This is a genomic window from Fictibacillus sp. FJAT-27399 (genome assembly GCF_001510655.1).
Lineage (GTDB): Bacteria > Bacillota > Bacilli > Bacillales > Fictibacillaceae > Fictibacillus_C > Fictibacillus_C marinisediminis.
This window is the reverse complement of the sequence record NZ_LMVC01000005.1, coordinates 213,088-234,470: the sequence shown is the minus strand read 5'-3', so window position 1 is coordinate 234,470 and position 21,383 is coordinate 213,088. Positions and strand designations below refer to the sequence as shown.

Below are 21,383 nucleotides of genomic sequence, written 5' to 3'. Positions count from 1 at the left end.
GGAATTGAAATGTCTGTAAACCATGGAACAAACCCTTTAAAAACAGCCGTTGAGGGCCAGGTACTTATTATGGAGAGAACATTCAACGCTCCTAGAACTCTCGTATATCAAGCATTTTCGCAGCCTGAACACCTTTCAAGATGGTGGGGGCCCAAAGGATGGGAAACTGAAATTCGCCAGTTTGACTTTCAGGCTGGTGGCGTATGGTTTTATTGCATGAAGTGTATGGATAAGAATCAAGGAGACTTTTATGGCCAGGAGTCGTGCGGCAAAGCCGTGTATCAGGAGATTCTTGCACCTGAGAAGATTGTTTACAAAGATTACTTTACTGATGAAGAAGGAAATGAGATGGAAGGCATGCCCGAAATGCTGGTGACCCTCGAATTTGCGGAGTATGAAGGCGCAACAAAAGTCATTATACGTACACAATTTGCTACGGAAGAAACCCTTCAGCAAGTCAAGGATATGGGCGTCGTTGAAGGATTCTCCTCACAAATGGAACGTCTGGATGATCTTTTGGAGCAGCTGCAATAAGAGATTGATAAACAGTAAGGGGCTGTCCAGAAAGTCGAAAATTGACCTTCAGGCAGCCCCTTTTTGGCTTGAAAAATCTTCAATGAAAAGTTAATTGAAGTGGAAGATGCGAGACTCCTGCGGGACTAGCGTGACAGGTGGGACTCCCGCCGGTGCTTGCACCAAGAGGCTCACCGCACGCCCCGCGGAAAGCGAGCAGCCTGGAACGGAAATCAACAGCTTACAGACTTCTTGGACAGCCCCTTTTTTGTAGGCTCTTTTCTAAAATAATGTTGCTTTGGGAACATTTTTGTAAAAGAATCTTCATTGAAAAGTTGATTGGAGTGGAAGGTGCGAGACTCCAGCGGGACGAGCGTGACAGATGAGACCATTTAGGCGCTTGCGCCGAGGGGCTCATCGCACGCCCCGCGGAAAGCGAGCATCCTGAAACGGAGATCAACTGCTCCCAAGAACAACAAAGGTTACGAAAACAGCCTTTTTGTTTTAGAATGTAATGAGAAGACATAGACAGGAGCACCGAGAATGAAAGAACAGGAATATGACGCCTTGCTTTACATAGAAACGGTGGGGGATCAAAAGGGATTTAATTCGTCCGCCCACTACCACCGTTATGAACCGACACCTTATGCAGCATTGGAGGATTTGGTTCAGCAATATGAACTGAAAAGCACTGACCGGCTCGTTGATTTTGGATGCGGGAAAGGACGGGTCAGCTTTTACATCCATCATATTCAAAAGGCAACGGTTACGGGAGTCGAGATGAATGAAGGCTTTTATCAAGAGGCTATGGAAAACAAGGAACGATACGTGGAACAGCATACAAAGAGCAAGGATGATATTCACTTTCATTGCGGGCTGGCGCAGGAGTATCCCATCCATCCGGAAGACAACCGTTTCTATTTCTTCAATCCGTTTTCCATGCCGATTTTTATGAAGGTCATCCATAATATTCTTTTATCAGTGGAAGCCTCATCAAGAGAAGTGGAGCTGATTCTGTATTATGCCTCTGAAGAGTACACATATTTTTTAGAATATCAGACGGCTTTTGAATTGAAAGAGGAAGTAAGGCTGAAGGATCTTTATGAAAAGAATCCTTATGAGAAGTTTTTGATTTATAATCTGAACACATAAAAACAGGACCTGCCTCAATGAGCACGTCCTGTTATCTTTTATTCTGCAATACGTTCAATCGGTTTGTCGGACGGAAACTGGGTGATGTTTTCGTATTCACCCGGCCGCAAGACGCTTTGGTCACCTTTCATCAAATAGGTGTAGGCAAACATGGAGATAAATAAACCAAACGTCCATGCGTTATCCCATAGAAAACGAAGCCCAGGAACAATCAAGCCGAGCACGGGTATGGCGACTCCAATAATCAGTGCGTACACACCGTTTTTATTGTAGCCGGAAGTGTAGTTGTACCGGCCGTTCAGTTCATACAATTCTTTCAGGGCCATCTGTCTGCGGCGGACGAGCCAATAGTCGGCGATCGCGATACCGTCGATCGGGCCAAGCAATGCTCCGTACGTTCCGAGCCAGCCGAAGATATAGTTGCCGAAGTTGGACATGATGAACCAAGGCTGCATGAGGATGGCGAATACTCCAGTGATGAGTGCGCCGATACCGAATGTGATGCGTTTTGGATATAGATTTTCAATTGCACGGGCGGGAGCAACGATATTCGCACCGACATTGATGGTAAGGGATGCCATGGCGATAATAATGGTTCCTAAGAAGATAATGAATGGAGGGAATTTTGCAAGCAGCTGAACAGGATCCCAAATCGCTGAACCGAAAATAACAACCGTGGCTGATGTAACGGCGATTCCAATAAATGAGAAAATGCTCATGGTGAGAGGAAGAGAGAAGCTTTGTGCGATCATTTGTGATTTCTGGCTTTTGGCGTAGCGGCAAAAGTCAGGGATATTCAAGGCAAGGGTGGCCCAGAAGGCAATGACCCCTGTTAATGTAGGGAAGAACACTTTTAAGAACTCACCGGTCGTCGTGAACTTGGATGGTGTGGATAAAATCGGTCCCCAGCCGCCTGCATGAGTGAACGCCCAAATCATAAGAATAATAGCTGAGACTCCAACAACAGGCGCAGCGATCAAGCTTAAAATTTTTATTGCTTCAGGACCTTTGTAAGCCACCCCGACGTTCAACGCCCAGAATAAAGCAAAGATGATGGCGGTATGTCCGGTCAGGTTTTTCCAGGCCGGGAATGAGGCGGATAATAAGACATCGATGGCGGTTGTCCCAATCCATGTATTGATTCCGAACCATCCGGCTGCTACTACCGCACGGGCTAGGGACGGGATGTGAGCTCCCTTGGATCCAAACCACAACCGTGCAAACACGGGATAAGGTATACCAAATTTTGTTCCGGCATGGGAGTTTAATAGAATGGGAATGAGGACAATCACATTGCCCAGAAAGATCGTTCCGATGGCTTGCCACCAGTTCATGCCGAGAGAGATCATCCCGCTCGCCATCGTGTAGGCTGGTATACACAAGCACATTCCGATCCATAACGTCGCAAAGTTCAAGCCGCTCCAGGAATGCTCCTTTTTTGTCGTAGGCCTCAGATCATCGTTCCATAGTTCACTGTCACTTAAACTTCTAGTTACATCTTCGGACAAGGTTACGATACCATTTTGTTCAATTTGCGTTTTCATCAAAGATACCTCCCTTTTCTGGCAACTCAAATTAACGGTTCAAAAGACGTGACGTTTTAAGCGACCCTCCTCACCTCTCGTTATTTTGAAACTCAAACTTTTAAAAAATTCGCCATATGAACAATAAAAACCTTCTTCCCAAAAATTAAAGGGGTATTACCCTCAGAAGAGAATAGTATCAAGGAAGTTTCTTTAAAAGAGAGGGAAAGTGAAATTGAGCGAAACATTTACAAATGCATTTAAACAGGCAGACTATCACGTCAGCGGGCACGGTTCGAGAAATCTTCAAGTATTAAAAGATGCCCTGGAAAGCTATGACGGCGGGATGGAAAGTGATATGTACGGAAGCGGGAAGGTCATTAAAGACTTTCAGGAGAAGATGGCAGAGGTGCTGGGAAAAGAGGATGCTGTGTTTTTTCCGAGCGGAACGATGGCCCAGCAGATTGCCCTTCGGATCTGGTGTGATGAAAAAGGACTGAAGAGGGTGGCATATCATCCTCTGTGTCATTTGGAGATACATGAGGAAGACGGGCTGAAGGAGCTGCATCACATCGAGCCTGTTCTGCTGGCTGATGAAAAACGGGTGATCACACTGGAAGATGTCGTGAACATGAAAGAAGAGATTGCCTGTCTATTGCTGGAATTGCCGCAGCGTGAAATCGGCGGCCAGCTGCCGGACTATACAACGCTTGAGGAGACTTCCGCTTACTGCAGGGAAAAAGGGATAAAGCTGCATATGGACGGGGCCAGGCTTTTTGAGATTCTTCCTTTCTATCAAAAATCTGCGGAAGAAGTCTGTTCGCTGTTTGATAGTGTCTATGTCTCTGTTTACAAGGGAATTGGCGGGGTTGCAGGAGCGATCCTGGCTGGAGATGTGGATTTTATCGAAAAGTCGAAAGTTTGGAAAAGGCGGCATGGTGGAGATCTGATCAGCCTATATCCTTACATTCTGAGTGCGGACTATTACTTTAACCAAAGGCAAGGGAAGATGGAGCAGTATTATAAAGAAGCAAAGGAGCTTGCCGGGCTTTATAACGATTGCCATGGTGTTTCCACGAGACCTGCCGAACCTGTCTCCAATATGTTTCATGTTCATTTTGAAGCGCCGAAAGAAACGATGGAGACTCTGCTAACAAAATTATATGAAGAAACAGGGATCGGTCTAAGCGGGCATATCCGACAGGTGAATGAACAATCAAGCTATTACGAGGTAAGTGTTGGTGATCTATATGGCAAGGTGCCAGAGGAGAAGCTGAAGGGTGCTTTTCAGAAGCTGGATGAGTTGATGAAAGGACTTTAAGATAGGAATACCAAAGATGCGCTGCATGCAGGAGCGCATCTTTTTTGTTAAACAAATTGGCTCATGTAGATGTCGTCTACATAGTACCCGGGACGTAATTTAGCGTTCTTTTTCCGTCTGCCTTCTTCTATAAAGCCAAACTTTTCGTACAGATGGAGGGCTCTTTTGTTATTGGAAAATACCTCTAGGGAAACCTTTTCGACTCGTTCGTCCTTTTTGGCCCATTCCAGAAGATGCTGCAGTAACGAGCTGCCGATGCCTTGATCGGTGTATGGCTCTTGAATGCTCATGCCAAACATTCCTTGATGGCAAAACTTCTTTCTCGTGGATAATCGAAAGTTTAAGAGACCGATAATCTTTTGCTCGACTTCAGCCACGAGCAGCAGGCCGTGCTTTTCATGAGAGGCGATCCACTCTTTCTCTTCTTCAAGTGTAGTATTGAATTCTTCTGGACTGCTGCAAGGAAGTCAGGGTATGCCTCTAAAACCTTTTGAATATGGATGAGGATCTGTTCGGCATCTGCTTCTGTTGTTTTTCTGATGGTATATTGGTTGATCAAAGGAATCCCTCCTATGTAAACAGGGTTATACTTCGTTTATTGATAATGTAGGTAACTTTAAACATAGACAAGAGAGCAAAAAGCAATCCCGATAATAGCAGAAAATTTGGAGTCGAGGTTATAACGCTTGCGAAGCTTGAAAACGATTCCGCCGGATACAACTCCGAGAGGGGCAGTATACATATCCATCACTATACACCCATCCTCTTTCATCTAGTAAATGACTCTTTTAACATTCTTCACTTATCCTTTTATCCCTTTTAAAACATAAAGATAAAAGGGGCTGTCCAGAAAGTCGAAAATTGACCTTCAGGCAGCCCCTTTTTGGCTTGAAAAATCTTCAATGAAAAGTTAATTGAAGTGGAAGATGCGAGACTCCTCGAAAATGAACTTCACATTTTCTTCGTGCGATAAAAAGCCGCCGGAGCCTTCCTTGTCCTGCGGGACTAANAAAAGTTAATTGAAGTGGAAGATGCGAGACTCCTCGAAAATGAACTTCACATTTTCTTCGTGCGATAAAAAGCCGCCGGAGCCTTCCTTGTCCTGCGGGACTAGCGTGACAGGTGAGACTCCCGCTGGTGCTTGCACCAAAAAGTAGGCTTTCACCCGGTAAGGCTCACCGCACGCCCCGCGGAAAGCGAGCAGCCTGGAACGGAAATCAACAGCTTACAGACTTCTTGGACAGCCCCTCAACTGGTTAGTCTTTAGATTGAAACTGCCGGAAGAGTTTGTCCGGTTTCAAGGAAACTTTTTAAATTACTTATTACCGCTGGCCATCCATTGTTAAATCCTTCAAATGTATGATTATCCTCTACAATGTCTGATTCCAAAAGATTTTCATGCGTAAGTGTCAGTTTTACGGTCGTGTTTAGAGGATGTAATTCAAAAGTTACGATTGTAGGACTTTGCCTTGGAGTATCATCACCCTTATAGGTCCATGTAAAGGAAAGCAATTTGTGCGGTTCACATTTTAAAATCTTGCCGTAGTCGGTAACTTCCCCGTTTCGAGAATAGGTGACGTCAGATCCTTCTTTCCATTCAGATTCAACTCGGCTGCCGAAAAAGTATTTCTCTGTAAATTCACCCTCAGTTAAGGCGTCCCATAGTTTTTCAGGTGTGGTGGCAATATAGGTCACGTAAACAAATACAGGCTTAGTCATTTTTGTTATCCTCCTCTAATCTTTTTTTTAGATTATTTAATGCTTCTAAATGATGGTTCTCATATTTATGGATCCAGCGGTGATAAATCTCGCTGATCGGCAGAGGGTTGAGGTAATGAAGCTTCTCCCGCCCTTGCCAAGATATTGCTACAAGATTTGCATCTTCCAAACTAGAAAGGTGTTTTGTTACAGCCTGCCGAGACATATTAAGATGCTGGCATAGTTCGCTCAATGTCTGCCCGTTTTTCAGATACAATTCATCAAGAAGTTTTCTGCGGCTGGCATCGGCAAGAGCCTTGAAGATCCTATCGATGAGTTTCAACCTCCCTTAAAACAATATTATAGGCAACTAATAAGTTGCATGTCAAACGTCATTGGTTGTCTTCTTAAAAGTTTTTAGTAAAAGTTTAAAAGCTTTTAGGTAAATGTTCTTATAAAATAGTAATTTTTAGTAATTTCGTCCAATACCTTCATCGTAATTTGTTTCTTACAATAAGGAAAGATAAACAGCAAAGGATGAGGTACGTTGTTTGATAAGCAAAAAAACAGGCTGCAGGCAGAAATGCTGGAGCGGTATTATGGCAAGGTGGAGCATTTGATGCAAACGCTTGACCAGCTGAGATGGGACCGTAACCGTGTGCTGACCAAAGCACAAAGCTGGGAAAGCAGGAGCAAAGCCACCTACCAGCAGATCATGAGCGAAGCAGCCGTTACGCATTTTGCAGCCGCCAGTACAGGAGAACAGCTGAAGGATGCGTTGAAAAGAGAAGCCCGCCGGCTAAGGGACGAGGCGGAAGAATTCGAAGGACGAGAGAGGCTGAAAGAGCAGAACCTTTGAAGAATAGGTGCCAGGCACCGCAATTACACAAGTGTGTAATCGTGGTGCCTGGCACCTATTTATTTTGCGATAAAACTTTGAATGTAGGGTATATCACTAGTAAATGTATATCTTGCTAGGGAGGAATTTTATGAAGTGGAAAGGCAGAAGGCAGAGTACGAATGTTGAGGACCGGAGAGGAATGGGAGGTAAAACACTGGTTGGGGGAGGTATCGGCGGTATTGTGATCGTTCTGATCGTAATGCTGCTTGGCGGCAATCCTGGTGATCTGTTGAACGGTATGACGGACAACGGGTCAAATCAATCTGTTCCTTATAAAGAATCAGATCAGGAAAAGGAGCTTTCTTCTTTTGTGTCTGTTGTCCTTGCTGACACAGAGGATGTTTGGACGAAGGAGTTTAAGGAGGAGGGTAAGGTTTACAAAAAGCCAAAGCTTGTCCTATATAACGGCAGTGTCCAGTCTGCGTGCGGGACTGCGGGATCGTCAGCGGGACCGTTCTATTGTCCAGGTGACCAGAAGCTGTACATTGATTTAAGCTTTTATCAAGAACTGAAGAATGAATTTCACGCTCCTGGCGATTTTGCGATGGCATATGTTATAGCTCATGAGGTAGGCCATCATGTGCAGAATCTGTTGGGAACAATTGATCAGAACTCACGCCAACACTTGAGCAAGAAACAAGCGAATGCCCAGTCGGTTCGGGTTGAACTGCAGGCTGATTATTTGGCGGGTGTCTGGGCACATCATGCACAGGGAATGGATCTGCTCGAAAAAGGTGATTTGAAGGAGGCAATTACTGCAGCAAGTGCAGTCGGTGATGACACCCTGCAAAAAAAGGCGCAAGGGTATGCTGTGCCTGAGAGCTTTACTCACGGAAGCTCCGAGCAAAGGATGCGCTGGTTTAATAAAGGGTTCATGAACGGAACAATTGAAGGTGGAGACACATTTCACGCGAAGGATCTTTAAATAACTAAAAGGTGCCAGGCACCGCAATTACACAAGTGTGTAATCGTGGTGCCTGGCACCCTTAGATTATGCGCCTTTGCGGACAGAGGCTGTTTCTTTAGCCAGCTCGTTAAACAAGTAGTCTTTGACTGGGTTGCTTGCATTCTTCGATTTCTTCATAAACAGGGGATTCAGAACGAAAACGGTCAGGAAGTTTGCAGACAGTCCCCAGAATCCTTCATAGATACCAAACGAGGTGCCGGTTGAATAAACGGTGAAAGTAACCGCTAATCCAACGATCAACCCTATGATAGTAGCTTCTCTCGTCTGGTTCCGCCAGAACAGACTGATGACGATGGCCGGGAAAATCTGCACCATGCCGGAAACGCCAAGAAGCTGCAAGGAAACGAGAGCAGTAGGGAAGACGAGGCCGAATAACAGAGCCAGTCCAATAACGACGAACACCATTCCGCGTGTGATCATTGTTAGCCGGGGCCCTTTCACCTCAGGATTAATCAAGTCACGGTAAATGTTATTGGCAAATAAATTGGATGCACCAATCGCCATTATGGAGCACGGAATGAGTGAAGCCAGTGCGATCGTTGAATACGCCAGTCCTTGAGCAACACCGCCATAAGAGGTTTGGATCAGGCTTAATAAAGCAAAGCGGGGATCGGTCCCTTTTGGCAGTACTAGAAAAGCAATAAATCCAAGGAAAACAACGAGAATCAGTACGATATTGTATAAAGGCAGAAACATCGCATTTTTCCGAAGCGCATCACCGCTTTTAGCCGTAAATACACCGGTTGCCGCATGAGCCCACATGAAGAGCGCAAGCGATGAAACTAGGGAAGCGGTAATGAACCAAGGAATTCCTTTCGGACCGGAGTTAGGAATGGTTAAGAGCTGCGGTGCTTCTTTAACAATGTGATCCACCATAGGGTTCCAGCCCCCAAAGTGAATGATCGGCAGGGATACGACCATAAATAGCATGATCGCCCAAACAAGAACATCTTTAATAATTGCCGTGTAGGTTGGACCTTTAATCCCGCTGAAAAAGGTATAAAGGGCAACCAGCAAAAACGATGTGATGACAACGACTTTTACATTAATAAAACCAGTTCCGGCTACCTGAAGCGTATCCTGAATTCCGCTTAGCTGCAGGCAGATGTATGGAATGAGCATAAGCACCCCCACAATAGCAATGAGAGCGGAAAGAAGCTTGCTGTCAAAGCGTTCTCTCGCATAATCAGCAAGAGTCGTTAATTTATGGTGATTTGCTACTTTCCAAAGTTTTGGAAGGAAAAAGTAAGAGATAAAGAATGCGAGTACGGAATATGGGATAGCAAAGAAGGCAAGGCTTCCAGCGGTATAAGCTGTGCTTGTCAGTCCAAGGAAAGTATAGGCCGTGTATAGATCAGCCCCTACAAGGAACCAGACGAGCAAGCCTCCAAAACGCCTTCCACCGACAGACCATTCTTCAACCGAACTTCGGACGGCCTTATCCCTTCCGGCCAGGAAACCGATTAAAACGACAGTGAGAATAACAAAGATGGTAATGGACAGTGCTGTAAGATTTCCCTGCATTTTAATTTAAGCCTCCCTTTGATTTCTGAAGATGATAGATTCCCAATGTACATATAGGGGTTAGGACGATCCATAGGAACAGCCAGAAGTGGAGAAACGGCAATCCCAGAATGATGGGGCCGATCCGATTGACAAATGGCAAAATAGCAAGTTGTGCGAGGAAAGGAAGAACAATGAATAAGATCAGTAAAAATTTTTTCATGATGCCGACTCCTTCATAGGTGATTAGTCACGAGTTTTTTTAATGGAATGTTGACTATCATATCAGCAATGCAGCCGGTAAACAAGAGCAATAAAAAGAATTGTTAAAATATTTAGTATAAAAAGAAAATGATAGGGCTTACATTTAATTTATTTAATTTTTATCCATCAAAGGTATAAAAAAACTCCTGGATTCTGTATGTGAGCAACACAGATCCAGAAGTAATCATTAAGCCTATTTCTCAAAAACATACACCTTCCCATGTTCAACGCGGCGGCCGAGCTTTGGTCCGGTAAAGCCGTGCTTAAGCAATTCTTTTCGCATGAACATCATCACACCGCCATGGCAGACGATCAAAATGTCTTCGCCCTCGTTTTCAATGATTCGGTTCAGCGTTTCATTCATCAGCCGGATGATTTCTTCCTTGCCGGGGGACTGAGAAGGGTGCTTCATCAGCCAGGCGAGCCGGATGAAAAGGAGGTGAATGGCTAGCGGCAGTTTGACTTTGGAACGAAAGAAAGGCGAGAGGGGGATCTCGCGCAATTCTTTCATGAGGATAATCTCTCCATCAAACGCACGGCTGGCTGTCTTTTCTGCCCTTGAAAGATTACTGGAATAACAGGTTTTCCAATCTACACCGCCAAGGTCTATCTCGCTCTCCTCAATTTCTGAAGCATCATATTCTTTAACCCATTCCATCAATTCTTCTGATGAAAAGAAACCATTTGGATACCCTCTTGTTACTTTAAAATGGCGCATCAACCCGACTTTAATAACACGCAGCCCCCATCAGCCAACCCGGCCTTATGATTTTGTGAACATCCTCATCAGCATCTCAACCCTCGGCATTTCATAGCCGTCTAATCCAGGGATGTTTAAGGTCATCAATCCTGAAATAACAGTGAAATAACAAGAAATTAATTCGCCAATGTCACCTTCTGCCAGTTCCCCGATTTTCTGGCCTTCTTCAAACAGCGGCTTGAGCATCTCAACATACATTTCCATCGAGGCGCCTTGAAGGAGCTGTTTAGCCTCCTCGGGTACTTCATCAGAGGTTCGTGCCTGATGCATCAGCATAAAATAAAGCTGGCCTTCTTCATCAAGGATCATTTCCGTCAGCCTCTTTAATTTCTCAAGAGGGGAGCCTTGCATATGATGAACCTGCTCGGTGCCAGACACCGATCCTTGGATAGCCTGCTCAACGAGTGTCGTGAAGAGTTCATCCTTTGATTTGAAGTAACGGTACATGAGACCTTGGCTGATGCCGGCCTCTGCGCTGATCATGCTCATTTTTGTACCGATGATTCCCCGGCGCGCAAACACCTTTAGTGCAGCTGCAAGTATCTGTTCTCTTCGCTCATCACGGATTTGGCGGAGCTGTTCTTCGTTTAATGGTGGCAAAATAGATTCACTCCTACGTTCTCTTGTTACCAAAAGTATACCAATTTCAATCTCTAAGCTCTATTCAATTCAGCTGATCGGCTGAAAAACTTCTCCCGAGAAGGACGGAAGGATATCATCCAGGAGTTCCTCCAATGGCTTTTTGTATTCTGTAAGAAGTTCATCCAGCCACAACCGGCCTTCTGAGGAAGACGTTAGAACGGTCGAGACCATTTGAGGATTTAAAATAGCCTTTGGAGGAACTGACAAGGTGTTGACGGCCCAATACATCCCATAAAGCTTCCAATTCTGCTCTTCGGTAGCATGTTTGAGATAGAGATCCATGTATTTTTGTCCAAACTCGATACCTTTTAAAGGCTGTGAACCTTCATACTCAACATCTTCCCATTGCAGATCTGCTGTGCAATTCAGCCACCAGGCAGGGGCAATTACATCCTGGATTTTTTGAAGGACGTTCTGCTCAAAAAGAGGTTTCGGATCTGTTTGCTGTTCTCGTAGCAGCGAATGCAGGACCTCAGCTTCCATTGCAGAGACGGTCATGCCTTGGCCGAAAATCGGATCAAAATTACAGAAGGCATCACCTATAACAAGCAATCCCTCTGGCCAATGCGCCATCTGTTCGAAATGCTGGCGGAATAGTCCTGGTACACGGTAGCTCCTTGGGTTGGTCATCGGTTCAAGTTTACTGATGATTTCCGTGATGAGGGAACTTGGCAGCCTTGCGATCTCTTTTGCGTATGCCTCAGGCTCAGTTGGGGGATAGATTCCGTCGGGACGGTAAAGCAATGTTTCTGCCACATTGTTTTCGATAAATGAAAACACGCAATGGAATGTTCCTGTAGATGGATGGCCGGCAATGACTATTGCATCCCATTTTTCTGCCAGATGAAGTAAATGCGAAGGAAGCTTATATCTGCGGGTGCTGTATCCGATGACCGCTGTCATCCGATCAGGAGCAGGTACCTCGTATCCAAGCTCCTTCAGCCATTTGGGAAGCTTGGAGGAACGCCCGCTCGTATCTATCACAAGATCGGCATGGATTTCCTTTTCTTCATTCGTTACGCGGTTTCTTCCAAGAATGCCAGTTATGGTCTGATGGTCTGCCGAGGATAACAAGTGAACAACGTCGTGCTTCTGCAGGAACTGTACATTAGTTATGTTCCTCACCCGCTGACGGATCACAAATTCAAGGACCGGCCTGCTGAACTTAATGTCATTCCGCGGGTATTGGGCCACCATTGTGCCATATTGATTATGCTGATGAACAGTTTTGTTTAGGGAGGAAGGCGCTCCATGAGCCTCTAAATCCTTTTCATAATCCGGAAAAAACCGGTTGATCACAGCCTTTCCGCGCCCTGTGATCCGGTGGGGATGGAAGGCCTGCGGAGTGCCTGGGCGAAGTTCGGGCTGATCGGAAAAAGCATCTTTTTCAACAATCACCACCTTGCTGTAAAACTCGGAAAGTATACGTGCAGCTAATAAGCCAGCAATTCCTCCGCCGATCACAATGGCAGAGTCCCATCTCATCGCCATCATTCAGTTTCCCCCTTCCAATACTGTTTTTAAGTTGTTCAGATCCTGTTGGCCGGTAGTGATGACCTGGGAGAATTTTTCGTGTGACATCCCGGGCATCTGAAAACCGGTTAAAAATACTTCACAGCCATCGCCGTTCGGGATGACCCGCATCGCATCACAAATTTCAACACCAGGTGCAGGGATGGAACGATGATCCAGCACGCCAAAGGAATTCTTTTGGGCAACCCTAACTTCAGAAATACAGTAAGGGGTTTCCATCATCCAGGCATCTCCTTCATCAGCCTTTTGAATCGATTGGCAAAAGGATACCCATTGAGGGAAATTCTCCATGTTGTAAGCATACTCATAAACCTCTTGGGCTGGACGGTTAATAAAAACCCTGATCGTTTGGGAAGAAAGGTAAACAGTCATTTTTAAAAGCTCCTCTCAGTTTTGATGAATGAATGATTCATTCACTTTTAAGGTATGCGGTATATCGGCTCAAGTCAACCAAAATTTAGAAAAAACTAGTATTTTTTATTTTGCATATGTTCAGGACCGGTGAAATTTTGGTAAGATATTAGGGAAGGATTATGAGAAACGGCGGTGGACCCTTTGGAACAAGAAAAGTTAAAGAAGGTCATTGAAGCAGCAAAGCTCTATTATTTGCTGGATTACAATCAGAACCAAATAGCGGCAGAATTGGGCATTTCGAGACCGACCGTTTCAAGACTGCTTCAGCAGGCTAAAACCGAAGGGATCGTGCAGATCAAAATCATGGATCCCACAAATGGGATTGAACAGCTGGCCCGTGAGCTTGAAGAAAAATTTAACCTTAAAAAAGCAATTGTCGCTTCCATTCCGCAATATGAGAGTACAAGCATAAAGAAGGGTCTCGGTGAGAAAGCGGCTGAGTACCTTTATGAAATCGTAAAAGACGGAGATAGGATTGGGGTTACATGGGGAACCACTTTATATAACGTGGCCTGCCAGCTGAAGCAAAAGTTCGTCAAGGATGTTAAAGTCGTTCAGTTAAAAGGCGGCATCAGCCACTCCGAAACCAATACGTACCACTCGGAAATCCTCGATCTGTTCGGCAAAGCGTTCAACACCGTGCCGACTCATCTACCGCTTCCAGCGATAGTTGACCACGTTGTCGTCAAGCAGGCGATGGAAGCCGACCGGCATATTAAACGAATTTTGGACATGGGGAAAGACGCGAATATCGCGCTGTTCACGATAGGACCTGTGAAGTCGGAATCCCTGTTATTCCAGCTTGGCTATTTTTCTGAAGAAGATCTGAAGCATATCCATTCAAAGGCCGCAGGTGACATTTGTTCCCGCTTTATTGATGAAGAGGGAGAAATTCTAAACGCCAGCCTCAATGAACGGACGCTTGGGATTGATTTAAAAGATTTGAAGCAGAAGGAACATTCCATCCTGGTGGCCGGCGGACAGCAAAAGATTGATGGCATTTATGGTGCGTTAAAAGGCGGATACTCGAATGTGCTCGTGACCGATCAGTTTACGGCCAGGTTTTTGCTGGATAAAGAAGAGTAAAGTTCATAAAAGTCCCTTCAACAAGGGCTTTTTTTGTTGGAAAAAAATACTTTTACATTTGTTCATTTAATTGTTTACAATTGTTCAGTTGCTTGGTATAGTGTTCATGCAAGCAAAAATGCAACAATATGACTGAAAGCGTTTTATTATATTTTCAAAATAGAAAGGAACAACCTGTATGTCAAACACAAAATTGGTTCAAATGATCGATCATACATTATTAAAAGCTGATGCAACTCAAGAACAAATTCAAGTACTTGCTGAGGAAGCAAAAGAGCACAAATTTGCTTCGGTATGTGTGAATCCGACTTGGGTTAAAACAGCTGCAGAAATTCTGAAAGACACTCCTGAAGTAAAGGTATGTACGGTTATCGGTTTCCCGCTTGGAGCATCTACTCCAGAAGTGAAAGCATTTGAAACAACAAATGCGATTGAAAACGGAGCAGACGAAGTAGATATGGTAATTAACATCGGCGCTCTAAAAAGCAAACAGTTTGACGTTGTAGAAAACGACATCAAAGCAGTTGTTGAAGCAGCTAAAGGAAAAGCACTAACAAAAGTAATCATCGAAACTTCTTTGCTTACTGACGAAGAAAAAGTAATCGCATGTGAGCTTTCCGTTAAAGCTGGTGCGGATTATGTTAAAACGTCCACAGGATTCTCTACAGGTGGAGCAACTCCGGAAGATGTAGCACTTATGAGAAAAACAGTTGGACCAGATGTAGGAGTTAAAGCATCCGGTGGCGTACGCAGCCTTGAAGATGCAGAGAACGTAGTAAAAGCAGGTGCGACTCGTATCGGCGCTAGCTCAGGTGTTGCTATCGCAAAAGGTCAGACGTCTAATAGCTCTTACTAAAAAATTAAAACCACTTGAATGGAGATCTGAAGCATGGAAACAAAATGGTTAGTTGATCAAGCAATCAAAGCCCGTCAAAAAGCATATGTTCCATATTCGAAATTCCAAGTTGGTGCAGCATTGCTGACCGAGAACGATTTATTGTTTCTCGGCTGCAATATTGAAAACGCTTCTTTTGGCATGACAAACTGTGCCGAAAGAACCGCTATATTTAAAGCGGTTTCAGAAGGCGAACACACCATTAAAGCGATTGCGGTCGTTGGCGAAACAGAAGGGCCGATCTCTCCGTGCGGCGCTTGCCGACAGGTGATTGCGGAATTTTGTAATACCGATACCAGAATCATTCTGGCCAATTTAAAAGGCGACATCAAGGAAACAACGATCAGTGAACTGTTGCCTGGATTCTTTTCTTCAAAGGACTTAACTTAATTTCAGTTCTCACACAATGATGTGAAAATAACAACTAGGGGAAATTATTATGACATATATCATTGCGATTTTAGGACTTGTTGTTGTGCTTGGATTAGCACTTCTAGCAAGCAATAACCGTAAACAAGTAAATTACAAGCCGATTGCCATTATGATCGTCTTGCAGCTTGTATTGGCCTATGTTCTTTTAAACACCAGATTTGGCTTGGTGGTCATTAAAGGATTTGCGGGTGTATTCGAAAAGCTGCTTGAATATGCAGCTGCAGGGGTTAACTTCGTATTTGGCGGAATTGCCAATGACGGACAAATGCCGTTCTTCATTAATGTTTTGCTTCCTATCGTGTTTATCTCTGTATTGATTGGGATTTTCCAATATATCAAAGTTCTTCCGCTCGTTATGAGAGGAATTGGATTCTTGCTCAGCAAAGTAAACGGCATGGGCAAGCTGGAATCTTATAATGCGATTGCTTCTGCGATGGTAGGACAATCTGAAGTATTTATTACCGTGAAAAAACAATTGGGCCGTATACCGGAGCACCGCTTATATACATTGTGTGCTTCTGCGATGTCTACGGTTTCCATGTCCATCGTCGGTGCTTACATGACGATGATTGAACCGAAATATGTAGTAACTGCTCTCGTGCTTAACCTTTTCGGCGGTTTCATTATCGCTTCCATCATCAACCCTTATAAAGTTGATGAAAACGAAGATATTCTTGAAGTTGTGGAAGAAGAGAAACAGTCATTCTTCGAGATGCTTGGCGAATATATTATGGACGGGTTTAAAGTTGCGATCATTGTTGGTGCGATGCTGATTGGATTTGTTGCCTTGATGGCTGCCATTGACAGCGTGTTCGACTTGATTTTCGGTGTAACCTTCCAGCATGTCCTTGGCTATATCTTTGCACCGATTGCCTTCATCATGGGTGTTCCGTGGGCTGAAGCGGTTTCTGCCGGTGGAATTATGGCAACAAAATTAGTAACTAACGAATTCGTAGCCATGATTCAGCTTGGCAAGGTGAAGGACGCATTGAGCCCGCGTACACTGGGTATCATCTCTGTATTCCTTGTATCCTTCGCAAACTTCTCATCCATCGGAATCATTGCCGGAGCGGTGAAAGGCTTGAGCGAGAAACAAGGAAACGTGGTTGCACGCTTTGGATTGAAGCTTCTTTACGGAGCAACACTTGTCAGCGTACTTTCAGCAATCATCGTAAGCTTCATCCTGTAATCAAAACAAAACATAGGGCATATCCCTTTCTGCACTAGCGGAGGGGATCTGCTTTTTCTTTTTTAGTTTCAATGAAGTAAAGTCTAGCTCCAGCGCCCAGGGCTGAAAACGAATTCCAGTTTTCAGCTTTAGTCCTCGGAGGACGAATTGAAAAATCACAATTCGTCTTAGGTCGCTTCACTCTTCCCCCTCAACACAAAAATCGTGTTGCAGGTTAAGAGTTCCAGCGCTTGTCGGACTTAAACAGGGCGCTTGCGCTTTTCAATATAAGTGAGGTGAATTTGTCTGTGAGATTGTTTTCTCACAGCAAAACATTATGGGTGACGTCGGTTTATTTCTTTCAGGAGCAGCCCTGTTCTTAAACAGCTTCATGCTTTTCGGAAAAGCGGAGGGCAAGAGCGTCGGATATTTCAACTTGTTTGTCGGAGTCCTTCAGGTCGTTATTCCGTTTTATTTGATCGTAATCTCGGATCAGCAGCACTGGACCATTTTTAATCTGGCTTCGATCTTTTTGTTCGGGCTGACCTATTTATTTGTAGGAGTCACAAATGTAAAAGGTCTTCACGGCAGCGGGCTTGGATATTACTCGCTTTGGGTTTCCATCATTGCCGTTATGTATACTGTTGTGTCTTATATGCAGTTTCATGATCTTGTAAGCAGCCTGACTTGGGTCGCATGGGCGTATTTATGGTTCCTCTTCTTCCTGTCCGGAGCACTGAATAAAAAAATTGATAACTATATCGGCAAGGTCGCATTCGTGCAATCTTGGCTGACGCTTACTTTTCCGGCACTCCTGTCTCTAGCAGGAGTATGGAAAACGCAGGCTGTTTCTCAGGCATGGACGTACTTGCTAATCGCATCGTTCGTGTACTTTATCGGTTGTACTATACAGCTGATCCTGTCTACTCAGAAAAAAGAAAAACGGCTGGAAGTACAGACGGCTTCTTAAATAGAAAGAAATTCTCTCGAAGGACCGGGAGGATTTCTTTTTTGTGTTGGCGTAATGAAGGAAGGTACGCTACCAATGTCTGGAGGTCGAGGTTATGGCGAAAGCGGAACTGCCGATAATGTGGTTTGAAGATCAGCAAGCACTGGAGGAGTGGCTGGAGGACAATCATGAGGTTTCACCAGGAATTCGTCTGCACATTGCCAAAAAGAATGCAGGTATCATCACACCAAGCTATGCCGAAGCTGTGGAAAGCGGTTTATGTTACGGGTGGATCGACAGCGAGAAGGAAAAGTTTGATGATCAAACATGGCTTCAGCGGTTTACACCGAGAGGGCCAAAAAGCATTTGGTCGAAAGTGAATAAAGATAAAACAGAAGAGCTTATAGCGGCAGGAAGAATGAAACCTTCCGGACTCCGGGCGATTGAACAGGCCAAAGAAAACGGTCTTTGGGAAAAAGCATACGCGCCGCAAAGCGATAAAAGCCTGCCCGAGGACTTTGAGAAGGAACTTCAGCTGCGGCCGAACGCGAAAGCCTTTTTTGAAACATTGAACAGCCAGAACCGGTATGCGATTCTTTTTAGACTACAGACCGCCAAGAAACCGGAAACACGGATGAAACGGATGGACCAATTCCTTGAGATGCTTGAAAAAGGAGAGAAGATTTATCCATAATGTAAGTCGGCAGACATAAACAGAAAGCGGGCAGACCATGAGAATTAACAAATACATCAGTGAAACAGGCGCTGTTTCAAGGCGGGAGACGGACAGGCTTATAAAAGCGGGAAGGATTACCGTCAATGGAGCAGTATGTGAAGCGGGCCAATTGGTGAGTCCGGACGACATCGTGCTGATTGATGGGAAACCTATTGAAAATAAGGTACACTCGATATACATTGCATTGAATAAACCGGCCGGCATCACGTGCACGGCCGCTCCACATATTGAAGGAAATATCATAGATTTTGTAAGTTATCCTGAACGGATTTTCCCAGTCGGCCGTTTGGACAAGGCTTCAGAGGGCTTGATTTTAATGACGAATGACGGGGAACTGGCAAATGCAATCTCCAATTCTGATCACGGACATGAAAAGGAATACTTAGTAACACTTGATAAGACCTACAGCAAACAATTTATCGAAAACATGTCGAGGGGAGTACAGATTCCTGAAGCTATGACCAAGCCCTGTGTGGTCAAACCAGTAAGCGATGATGAGTTCCGTATCATTCTTAAGCAGGGACTGAACCGCCAAATCCGCAGAATGTGCCGGGCGTTTGGCTATACGGTCACGAAGCTCGAACGGATTCGGATCATGAATATTGAACTCGGTGAACTTCCCAGAGGCGAATGGCGTGAATTAACGGCTGAAGAAGTTGGAACGCTTAAAGGATTACTCGGAATGTAAGCTGAAATGGAAGGAGGAATGCAGGATGAAGGCCCAGCTGAAGGACATCATATCTAAAAGCATATTGACGCCAGGTGTTGGACAGCTTGATGATTTTTCCCATTCGCTGAATCCGTATGCCGGCTGTACCTTCGCCTGTTCCTACTGTTACGTTAGGCAGCTTCCGATTTCTCTTTACCGTGAAGAGGAGTGGGGCACTTGGGTCGATATTAAGAGCAATGCTGCCGAACTGCTGAGGCGTGATCTTTTAAAGGCGAGAAACAAAGGTCCCGTAACAATCTTTATGGCGTCTTCCACAGATCCGTATCAGCCACTCGAACACGAAACGAAGCTGACGCGCAGCCTGTTGGAGGTTATGCTGGAAGTTCCGCCGGATTTTCTTCATGTTCAAACGCGCTCGCCGTTAGTGAAACGTGACATCGACTTATTAAAAAAGTTTGGGGATAAAGTCAGGGTGTCGATGACAATCGAGACCGACAAGGAAGATATCCGCAAAGCATTCGCCCCAACCGCTCCGCCCATTCCGGCACGTTTGAACGCGTTGAAGGAAATAAGGGAAGCCGGCATTACTACTCAGGCCAGTATTTCACCGCTTTTGCCTTGTTCGAGGGAATTTCCGCAAAAGCTGCTTCCGATTGCTGACCGGATAACGATCGATGATTTTTGGATGGGGGACGGAAGCGGGGGAAAGCGCACCGAACGCCTTGGCATTTATGAAATCTACAAAGAGACCGGCATGGAAAAGTGGTACAATCCAACGGCCTATAAAGTGGTTTTGAACATGATGAAAAAACAGATCGGTAATGAGGTGGAAGTGATGCTTTCAAAGGATGGCTTTACACCGGTTGATCCAGATCGAAAACCTGCGGTCGGAGAGAATTTAACATTTTTTTAATTGTGAAAGACTGGTCGGACAGACCGGTCTTTTTTTTATGAGGATGTTCGCCGCTTTCGGGCTTTTAGTGACACTAGGACTTTCCTATCCAGACTAACGAACCTATTTTATGTAATTTTCAGAAAATATATGTACTTACCATCCCGCTCTATGAATAATGGATATATCTAATAGAATGGAGGAAGGCATATGCGAAAGACAATGGTCCTAAAGTGGCTGGCAGTTTTGGGTATTCTAGCTTTTGTTTTTTTGGGTGGTATGAGTTTTACCTCGGCCACTAAGAGTTCGGGTGAAGTGGAATGGAACGGAAGCCAACTGAGTTCGATGGAGGTTAATGGAAAGCCCTATGTGTCTGCAGAAGAGCTGGCACAAGCCACTGGATCTGAGCTGCATAAAGAAAGACATCATTATACGGTTTCTTCAAGGCTTGACCGCATCATAAGAAAAGGGGTAATCCGGGTGGGTACGACAGGGGACTATAAGCCGTTTACCTTTTACAATAAAGAAACGAATAAGTTTGAGGGATACGATATAGAAGCTGCAGAATTAATGGCCAAGGACCTTGGAGTAAAGGTCAAATTTGTAAAAACCTCTTGGCCCACATTGATGAATGACTTGCTCGACGACAAGTTTGATATTGCGGTAGGCGGAATCAGCCGCAATACGGAACGCCAAAAGACGGCTCAATTAACCAGTCCTTATATGAATGAAGGGAAGGCACCCTTAATTCGTGCGGTGGATAAGGAAAAATACACTAGTCTTCAAGCGATTGACCAGCCGGGTGTTACGATTGGCGTAAATCCTGGAGGAACGAATCAGAAGTTTGTGGACGCCAACATTAAACAGGCGAAAGTGGTAGTAGTAGAAAACAATCTTGAGATTCCGCATATGGTGGCAGAGGGCAAAGTAGACGTCATGATTACTGACAGTACCGAAGCGATGTACTATGCAAGCAGGGATCAAAGACTTTACGCTGCGCTGACTGATAACACCTTTACGAAAAGCCAAAAAGGATACTTGATCCCTAGAGGCGATTCAGTCTTTGAAAACTGGGTCAACCTCTGGATGGATGAAATGGAGCTTCAAGGTGAGTTTAACCGGTTAAAAGACAAATATATCTACAACAAATAGCTAAAGAAGGATGTAAAAGGAGGCCCGAGGAGACTTTTGGCCTCCTTTTTATGTGGTACAAGCAGAGATACGGGCAATTCAGGGAGAATTTTAAGAAATACGCGCCAGTCTCTGAAAAATACGCGCCAGTCTCCGGAAAATACGCACCAATCTCCACAAAATGCGCGCCAATCTCATAACAGCTAAATATATAAAAATAATCCTGGGTATCC

Annotated in this window: 29 protein-coding genes; 14 read left to right on the top strand and 15 right to left on the bottom strand. The window is 44.8% G+C overall.

Translation table 11 applies throughout. The features are described 5' to 3' along the window. Positions 1–9 precede the first annotated feature (9 nt). A complete protein-coding gene (locus AR335_RS19250) occupies positions 10–534 on the top strand; it encodes an SRPBCC family protein (protein ID WP_062238883.1) in 525 nt (174 codons plus the stop codon). 90 nt (positions 535–624) lie between these two features. On the opposite strand, the gene AR335_RS25275 is transcribed toward AR335_RS19250, so the two are convergent. Both AR335_RS25275 and AR335_RS24465 read right to left on the bottom strand, forming a co-directional pair. Further along, positions 625–750: a hypothetical protein gene (locus AR335_RS25275; RefSeq protein WP_255357606.1), complete on the bottom strand. Its 126-nt coding sequence runs from the start codon at positions 748–750 to the stop codon at positions 625–627. 4 nt (positions 751–754) lie between these two features. Further along, positions 755–973, bottom strand: coding sequence for a hypothetical protein (locus AR335_RS24465; RefSeq protein ID WP_156419100.1), 219 nt, complete (start codon positions 971–973; stop codon positions 755–757). An 83-nt stretch (positions 974–1,056) separates the two neighbouring features. On the opposite strand from AR335_RS24465, the gene AR335_RS19245 reads away from it, so the two are divergent. Beyond that, the gene (locus AR335_RS19245; RefSeq protein ID WP_062238881.1) at positions 1,057–1,665 is read left to right on the top strand and encodes a class I SAM-dependent methyltransferase; all 609 of its coding nucleotides are present in this window, start codon (positions 1,057–1,059) and stop codon (positions 1,663–1,665) included. Positions 1,666–1,703: 38 nt separating this feature from the next. On the opposite strand, the gene AR335_RS19240 is transcribed toward AR335_RS19245, so the two are convergent. Then, complete coding sequence (locus AR335_RS19240; protein WP_062238879.1) at positions 1,704–3,209, bottom strand: NCS1 family nucleobase:cation symporter-1; 1,506 nt, start codon at positions 3,207–3,209, stop codon at positions 1,704–1,706. A gap of 208 nt (positions 3,210–3,417) precedes the next feature. Here AR335_RS19240 and AR335_RS19235 point away from each other — a divergent pair, with 208 nt between their 5' ends. Then, positions 3,418–4,509, top strand: coding sequence for a threonine aldolase family protein (locus AR335_RS19235; protein WP_062238877.1), 1,092 nt, complete (start codon positions 3,418–3,420; stop codon positions 4,507–4,509). 47 nt (positions 4,510–4,556) lie between these two features. Here AR335_RS19235 and AR335_RS19230 read toward each other — a convergent pair whose 3' ends face one another. From AR335_RS19230 to AR335_RS19215, 6 genes are all read right to left on the bottom strand, one after another. Continuing rightward, positions 4,557–4,919 carry a GNAT family N-acetyltransferase gene (locus AR335_RS19230; RefSeq protein ID WP_082683612.1) on the bottom strand — a complete coding sequence of 121 codons (363 nt, stop codon included), beginning with the start codon at positions 4,917–4,919 and terminating at the stop codon, positions 4,557–4,559. Next, on the bottom strand, positions 4,850–5,068 hold the full coding sequence (locus AR335_RS24460) for a hypothetical protein (protein ID WP_062238872.1): 219 nt from the start codon (positions 5,066–5,068) through the stop codon (positions 4,850–4,852). Before AR335_RS24460 ends, AR335_RS19230 begins: the two co-directional genes overlap by 70 nt. Before the next feature lie 57 nt (positions 5,069–5,125). Continuing rightward, entirely contained in the window at positions 5,126–5,260 is a 135-nt protein-coding gene (locus AR335_RS25270; RefSeq protein ID WP_255357605.1) for a hypothetical protein, read from the bottom strand. 264 nt (positions 5,261–5,524) lie between these two features. Then, positions 5,525–5,659 (bottom strand): hypothetical protein, encoded by a 135-nt coding sequence (locus AR335_RS25265; RefSeq protein WP_255357604.1) that lies wholly within the window; start codon positions 5,657–5,659, stop codon positions 5,525–5,527. Positions 5,660–5,772: 113 nt separating this feature from the next. Beyond that, positions 5,773–6,228 carry an SRPBCC family protein gene (locus AR335_RS19220; RefSeq protein ID WP_062238871.1) on the bottom strand — a complete coding sequence of 152 codons (456 nt, stop codon included), beginning with the start codon at positions 6,226–6,228 and terminating at the stop codon, positions 5,773–5,775. Next, positions 6,221–6,550, bottom strand: coding sequence for an ArsR/SmtB family transcription factor (locus AR335_RS19215; protein ID WP_199805112.1), 330 nt, complete (start codon positions 6,548–6,550; stop codon positions 6,221–6,223). The genes AR335_RS19220 and AR335_RS19215 overlap by 8 nt, the downstream gene beginning before the upstream one ends. A 204-nt stretch (positions 6,551–6,754) precedes the next feature. Here AR335_RS19215 and AR335_RS19210 point away from each other — a divergent pair, with 204 nt between their 5' ends. Further along, positions 6,755–7,066 carry a hypothetical protein gene (locus AR335_RS19210; RefSeq protein ID WP_062238869.1) on the top strand — a complete coding sequence of 104 codons (312 nt, stop codon included), beginning with the start codon at positions 6,755–6,757 and terminating at the stop codon, positions 7,064–7,066. 130 nt (positions 7,067–7,196) lie between these two features. Continuing rightward, the gene (ypfJ, locus tag AR335_RS19205; RefSeq protein WP_062238866.1) at positions 7,197–8,033 is read left to right on the top strand and encodes a KPN_02809 family neutral zinc metallopeptidase; all 837 of its coding nucleotides are present in this window, start codon (positions 7,197–7,199) and stop codon (positions 8,031–8,033) included. A 66-nt stretch (positions 8,034–8,099) separates the two neighbouring features. Here the strand turns inward: ypfJ and AR335_RS19200 are convergent, their stop codons facing one another. The 6 genes from AR335_RS19200 to AR335_RS19175 all read right to left on the bottom strand — a co-directional run bounded on the left by AR335_RS19200 (position 8,100) and on the right by AR335_RS19175 (position 13,149). Beyond that, positions 8,100–9,599 (bottom strand): sodium:solute symporter family protein, encoded by a 1,500-nt coding sequence (locus AR335_RS19200; RefSeq protein WP_062238864.1) that lies wholly within the window; start codon positions 9,597–9,599, stop codon positions 8,100–8,102. A 1-nt stretch (position 9,600) separates the two neighbouring features. After that, positions 9,601–9,801, bottom strand: a complete 201-nt coding sequence (locus tag AR335_RS19195; protein ID WP_369795857.1) for a DUF3311 domain-containing protein — start codon at positions 9,799–9,801, stop codon at positions 9,601–9,603. Between the two features lie 234 nt (positions 9,802–10,035). Further along, the gene (locus tag AR335_RS19190; RefSeq protein WP_234293357.1) at positions 10,036–10,500 is read right to left on the bottom strand and encodes a histidine phosphatase family protein; all 465 of its coding nucleotides are present in this window, start codon (positions 10,498–10,500) and stop codon (positions 10,036–10,038) included. A 105-nt stretch (positions 10,501–10,605) separates the two neighbouring features. Further along, positions 10,606–11,202 (bottom strand): TetR/AcrR family transcriptional regulator, encoded by a 597-nt coding sequence (locus AR335_RS19185; protein WP_053355846.1) that lies wholly within the window; start codon positions 11,200–11,202, stop codon positions 10,606–10,608. A 69-nt stretch (positions 11,203–11,271) separates the two neighbouring features. Then, positions 11,272–12,735: an FAD-dependent oxidoreductase gene (locus AR335_RS19180; protein WP_234293356.1), complete on the bottom strand. Its 1,464-nt coding sequence runs from the start codon at positions 12,733–12,735 to the stop codon at positions 11,272–11,274. Between the two features lie 3 nt (positions 12,736–12,738). Further along, positions 12,739–13,149, bottom strand: a complete 411-nt coding sequence (locus AR335_RS19175; protein ID WP_062238856.1) for an SRPBCC family protein — start codon at positions 13,147–13,149, stop codon at positions 12,739–12,741. Between the two features lie 183 nt (positions 13,150–13,332). On the opposite strand from AR335_RS19175, the gene AR335_RS19170 reads away from it, so the two are divergent. The 9 genes from AR335_RS19170 to AR335_RS19130 all read left to right on the top strand — a co-directional run bounded on the left by AR335_RS19170 (position 13,333) and on the right by AR335_RS19130 (position 21,171). Beyond that, positions 13,333–14,277 (top strand): sugar-binding transcriptional regulator, encoded by a 945-nt coding sequence (locus tag AR335_RS19170; RefSeq protein ID WP_062239275.1) that lies wholly within the window; start codon positions 13,333–13,335, stop codon positions 14,275–14,277. A 178-nt stretch (positions 14,278–14,455) separates the two neighbouring features. After that, positions 14,456–15,133: a deoxyribose-phosphate aldolase gene (gene deoC, locus AR335_RS19165; protein WP_053355843.1), complete on the top strand. Its 678-nt coding sequence runs from the start codon at positions 14,456–14,458 to the stop codon at positions 15,131–15,133. 33 nt (positions 15,134–15,166) lie between these two features. After that, positions 15,167–15,562 (top strand): cytidine deaminase, encoded by a 396-nt coding sequence (locus tag AR335_RS19160; protein WP_053355842.1) that lies wholly within the window; start codon positions 15,167–15,169, stop codon positions 15,560–15,562. 49 nt (positions 15,563–15,611) lie between these two features. Next, positions 15,612–16,793, top strand: a complete 1,182-nt coding sequence (locus AR335_RS19155; protein WP_062238854.1) for a NupC/NupG family nucleoside CNT transporter — start codon at positions 15,612–15,614, stop codon at positions 16,791–16,793. 316 nt (positions 16,794–17,109) lie between these two features. Beyond that, the gene (locus AR335_RS19150; protein WP_062238852.1) at positions 17,110–17,742 is read left to right on the top strand and encodes an AmiS/UreI family transporter; all 633 of its coding nucleotides are present in this window, start codon (positions 17,110–17,112) and stop codon (positions 17,740–17,742) included. A gap of 94 nt (positions 17,743–17,836) precedes the next feature. Further along, on the top strand, positions 17,837–18,415 hold the full coding sequence (locus AR335_RS19145) for a YdeI/OmpD-associated family protein (protein WP_062238850.1): 579 nt from the start codon (positions 17,837–17,839) through the stop codon (positions 18,413–18,415). A gap of 37 nt (positions 18,416–18,452) precedes the next feature. Then, positions 18,453–19,145: a pseudouridine synthase gene (locus AR335_RS19140; protein WP_062238849.1), complete on the top strand. Its 693-nt coding sequence runs from the start codon at positions 18,453–18,455 to the stop codon at positions 19,143–19,145. A 25-nt stretch (positions 19,146–19,170) separates the two neighbouring features. Further along, a complete protein-coding gene (locus tag AR335_RS19135; RefSeq protein ID WP_062238847.1) occupies positions 19,171–20,040 on the top strand; it encodes an SPL family radical SAM protein in 870 nt (289 codons plus the stop codon). A gap of 189 nt (positions 20,041–20,229) precedes the next feature. Then, the gene (locus tag AR335_RS19130) at positions 20,230–21,171 is read left to right on the top strand and encodes a transporter substrate-binding domain-containing protein (RefSeq protein WP_234293355.1); all 942 of its coding nucleotides are present in this window, start codon (positions 20,230–20,232) and stop codon (positions 21,169–21,171) included. Positions 21,172–21,383 lie beyond the last annotated feature (212 nt).

Bases quoted from the DNA above. Each gene is read 5' to 3' on its own strand.
- AR335_RS19190 (WP_234293357.1), bottom strand. From the start codon at position 10,500: ATGGAATGGGTTAAAGAATATGATGCTTCAGAAATTGAGGAGAGCGAG.
- AR335_RS19130 (WP_234293355.1), top strand. From the start codon at position 20,230: ATGCGAAAGACAATGGTCCTAAAGTGGCTGGCAGTTTTGGGTATTCTA.
- AR335_RS19145 (WP_062238850.1), top strand. From the start codon at position 17,837: ATGGCGAAAGCGGAACTGCCGATAATGTGGTTTGAAGATCAGCAAGCA.
- AR335_RS19155 (WP_062238854.1), top strand. From the start codon at position 15,612: ATGACATATATCATTGCGATTTTAGGACTTGTTGTTGTGCTTGGATTA.
- AR335_RS19240 (WP_062238879.1), bottom strand. From the start codon at position 3,209: ATGAAAACGCAAATTGAACAAAATGGTATCGTAACCTTGTCCGAAGAT.
- AR335_RS19200 (WP_062238864.1), bottom strand. From the start codon at position 9,599: ATGCAGGGAAATCTTACAGCACTGTCCATTACCATCTTTGTTATTCTC.
- AR335_RS19175 (WP_062238856.1), bottom strand. From the start codon at position 13,149: ATGACTGTTTACCTTTCTTCCCAAACGATCAGGGTTTTTATTAACCGT.
- AR335_RS19245 (WP_062238881.1), top strand. From the start codon at position 1,057: ATGAAAGAACAGGAATATGACGCCTTGCTTTACATAGAAACGGTGGGG.
- deoC (WP_053355843.1), top strand. From the start codon at position 14,456: ATGTCAAACACAAAATTGGTTCAAATGATCGATCATACATTATTAAAA.
- AR335_RS19180 (WP_234293356.1), bottom strand. From the start codon at position 12,735: ATGGCGATGAGATGGGACTCTGCCATTGTGATCGGCGGAGGAATTGCT.
- AR335_RS19160 (WP_053355842.1), top strand. From the start codon at position 15,167: ATGGAAACAAAATGGTTAGTTGATCAAGCAATCAAAGCCCGTCAAAAA.
- ypfJ (WP_062238866.1), top strand. From the start codon at position 7,197: ATGAAGTGGAAAGGCAGAAGGCAGAGTACGAATGTTGAGGACCGGAGA.
- AR335_RS19220 (WP_062238871.1), bottom strand. From the start codon at position 6,228: ATGACTAAGCCTGTATTTGTTTACGTGACCTATATTGCCACCACACCT.
- AR335_RS19150 (WP_062238852.1), top strand. From the start codon at position 17,110: ATGGGTGACGTCGGTTTATTTCTTTCAGGAGCAGCCCTGTTCTTAAAC.
- AR335_RS19250 (WP_062238883.1), top strand. From the start codon at position 10: ATGTCTGTAAACCATGGAACAAACCCTTTAAAAACAGCCGTTGAGGGC.
- AR335_RS19135 (WP_062238847.1), top strand. From the start codon at position 19,171: ATGAAGGCCCAGCTGAAGGACATCATATCTAAAAGCATATTGACGCCA.
- AR335_RS19195 (WP_369795857.1), bottom strand. From the start codon at position 9,801: ATGAAAAAATTTTTACTGATCTTATTCATTGTTCTTCCTTTCCTCGCA.
- AR335_RS19140 (WP_062238849.1), top strand. From the start codon at position 18,453: ATGAGAATTAACAAATACATCAGTGAAACAGGCGCTGTTTCAAGGCGG.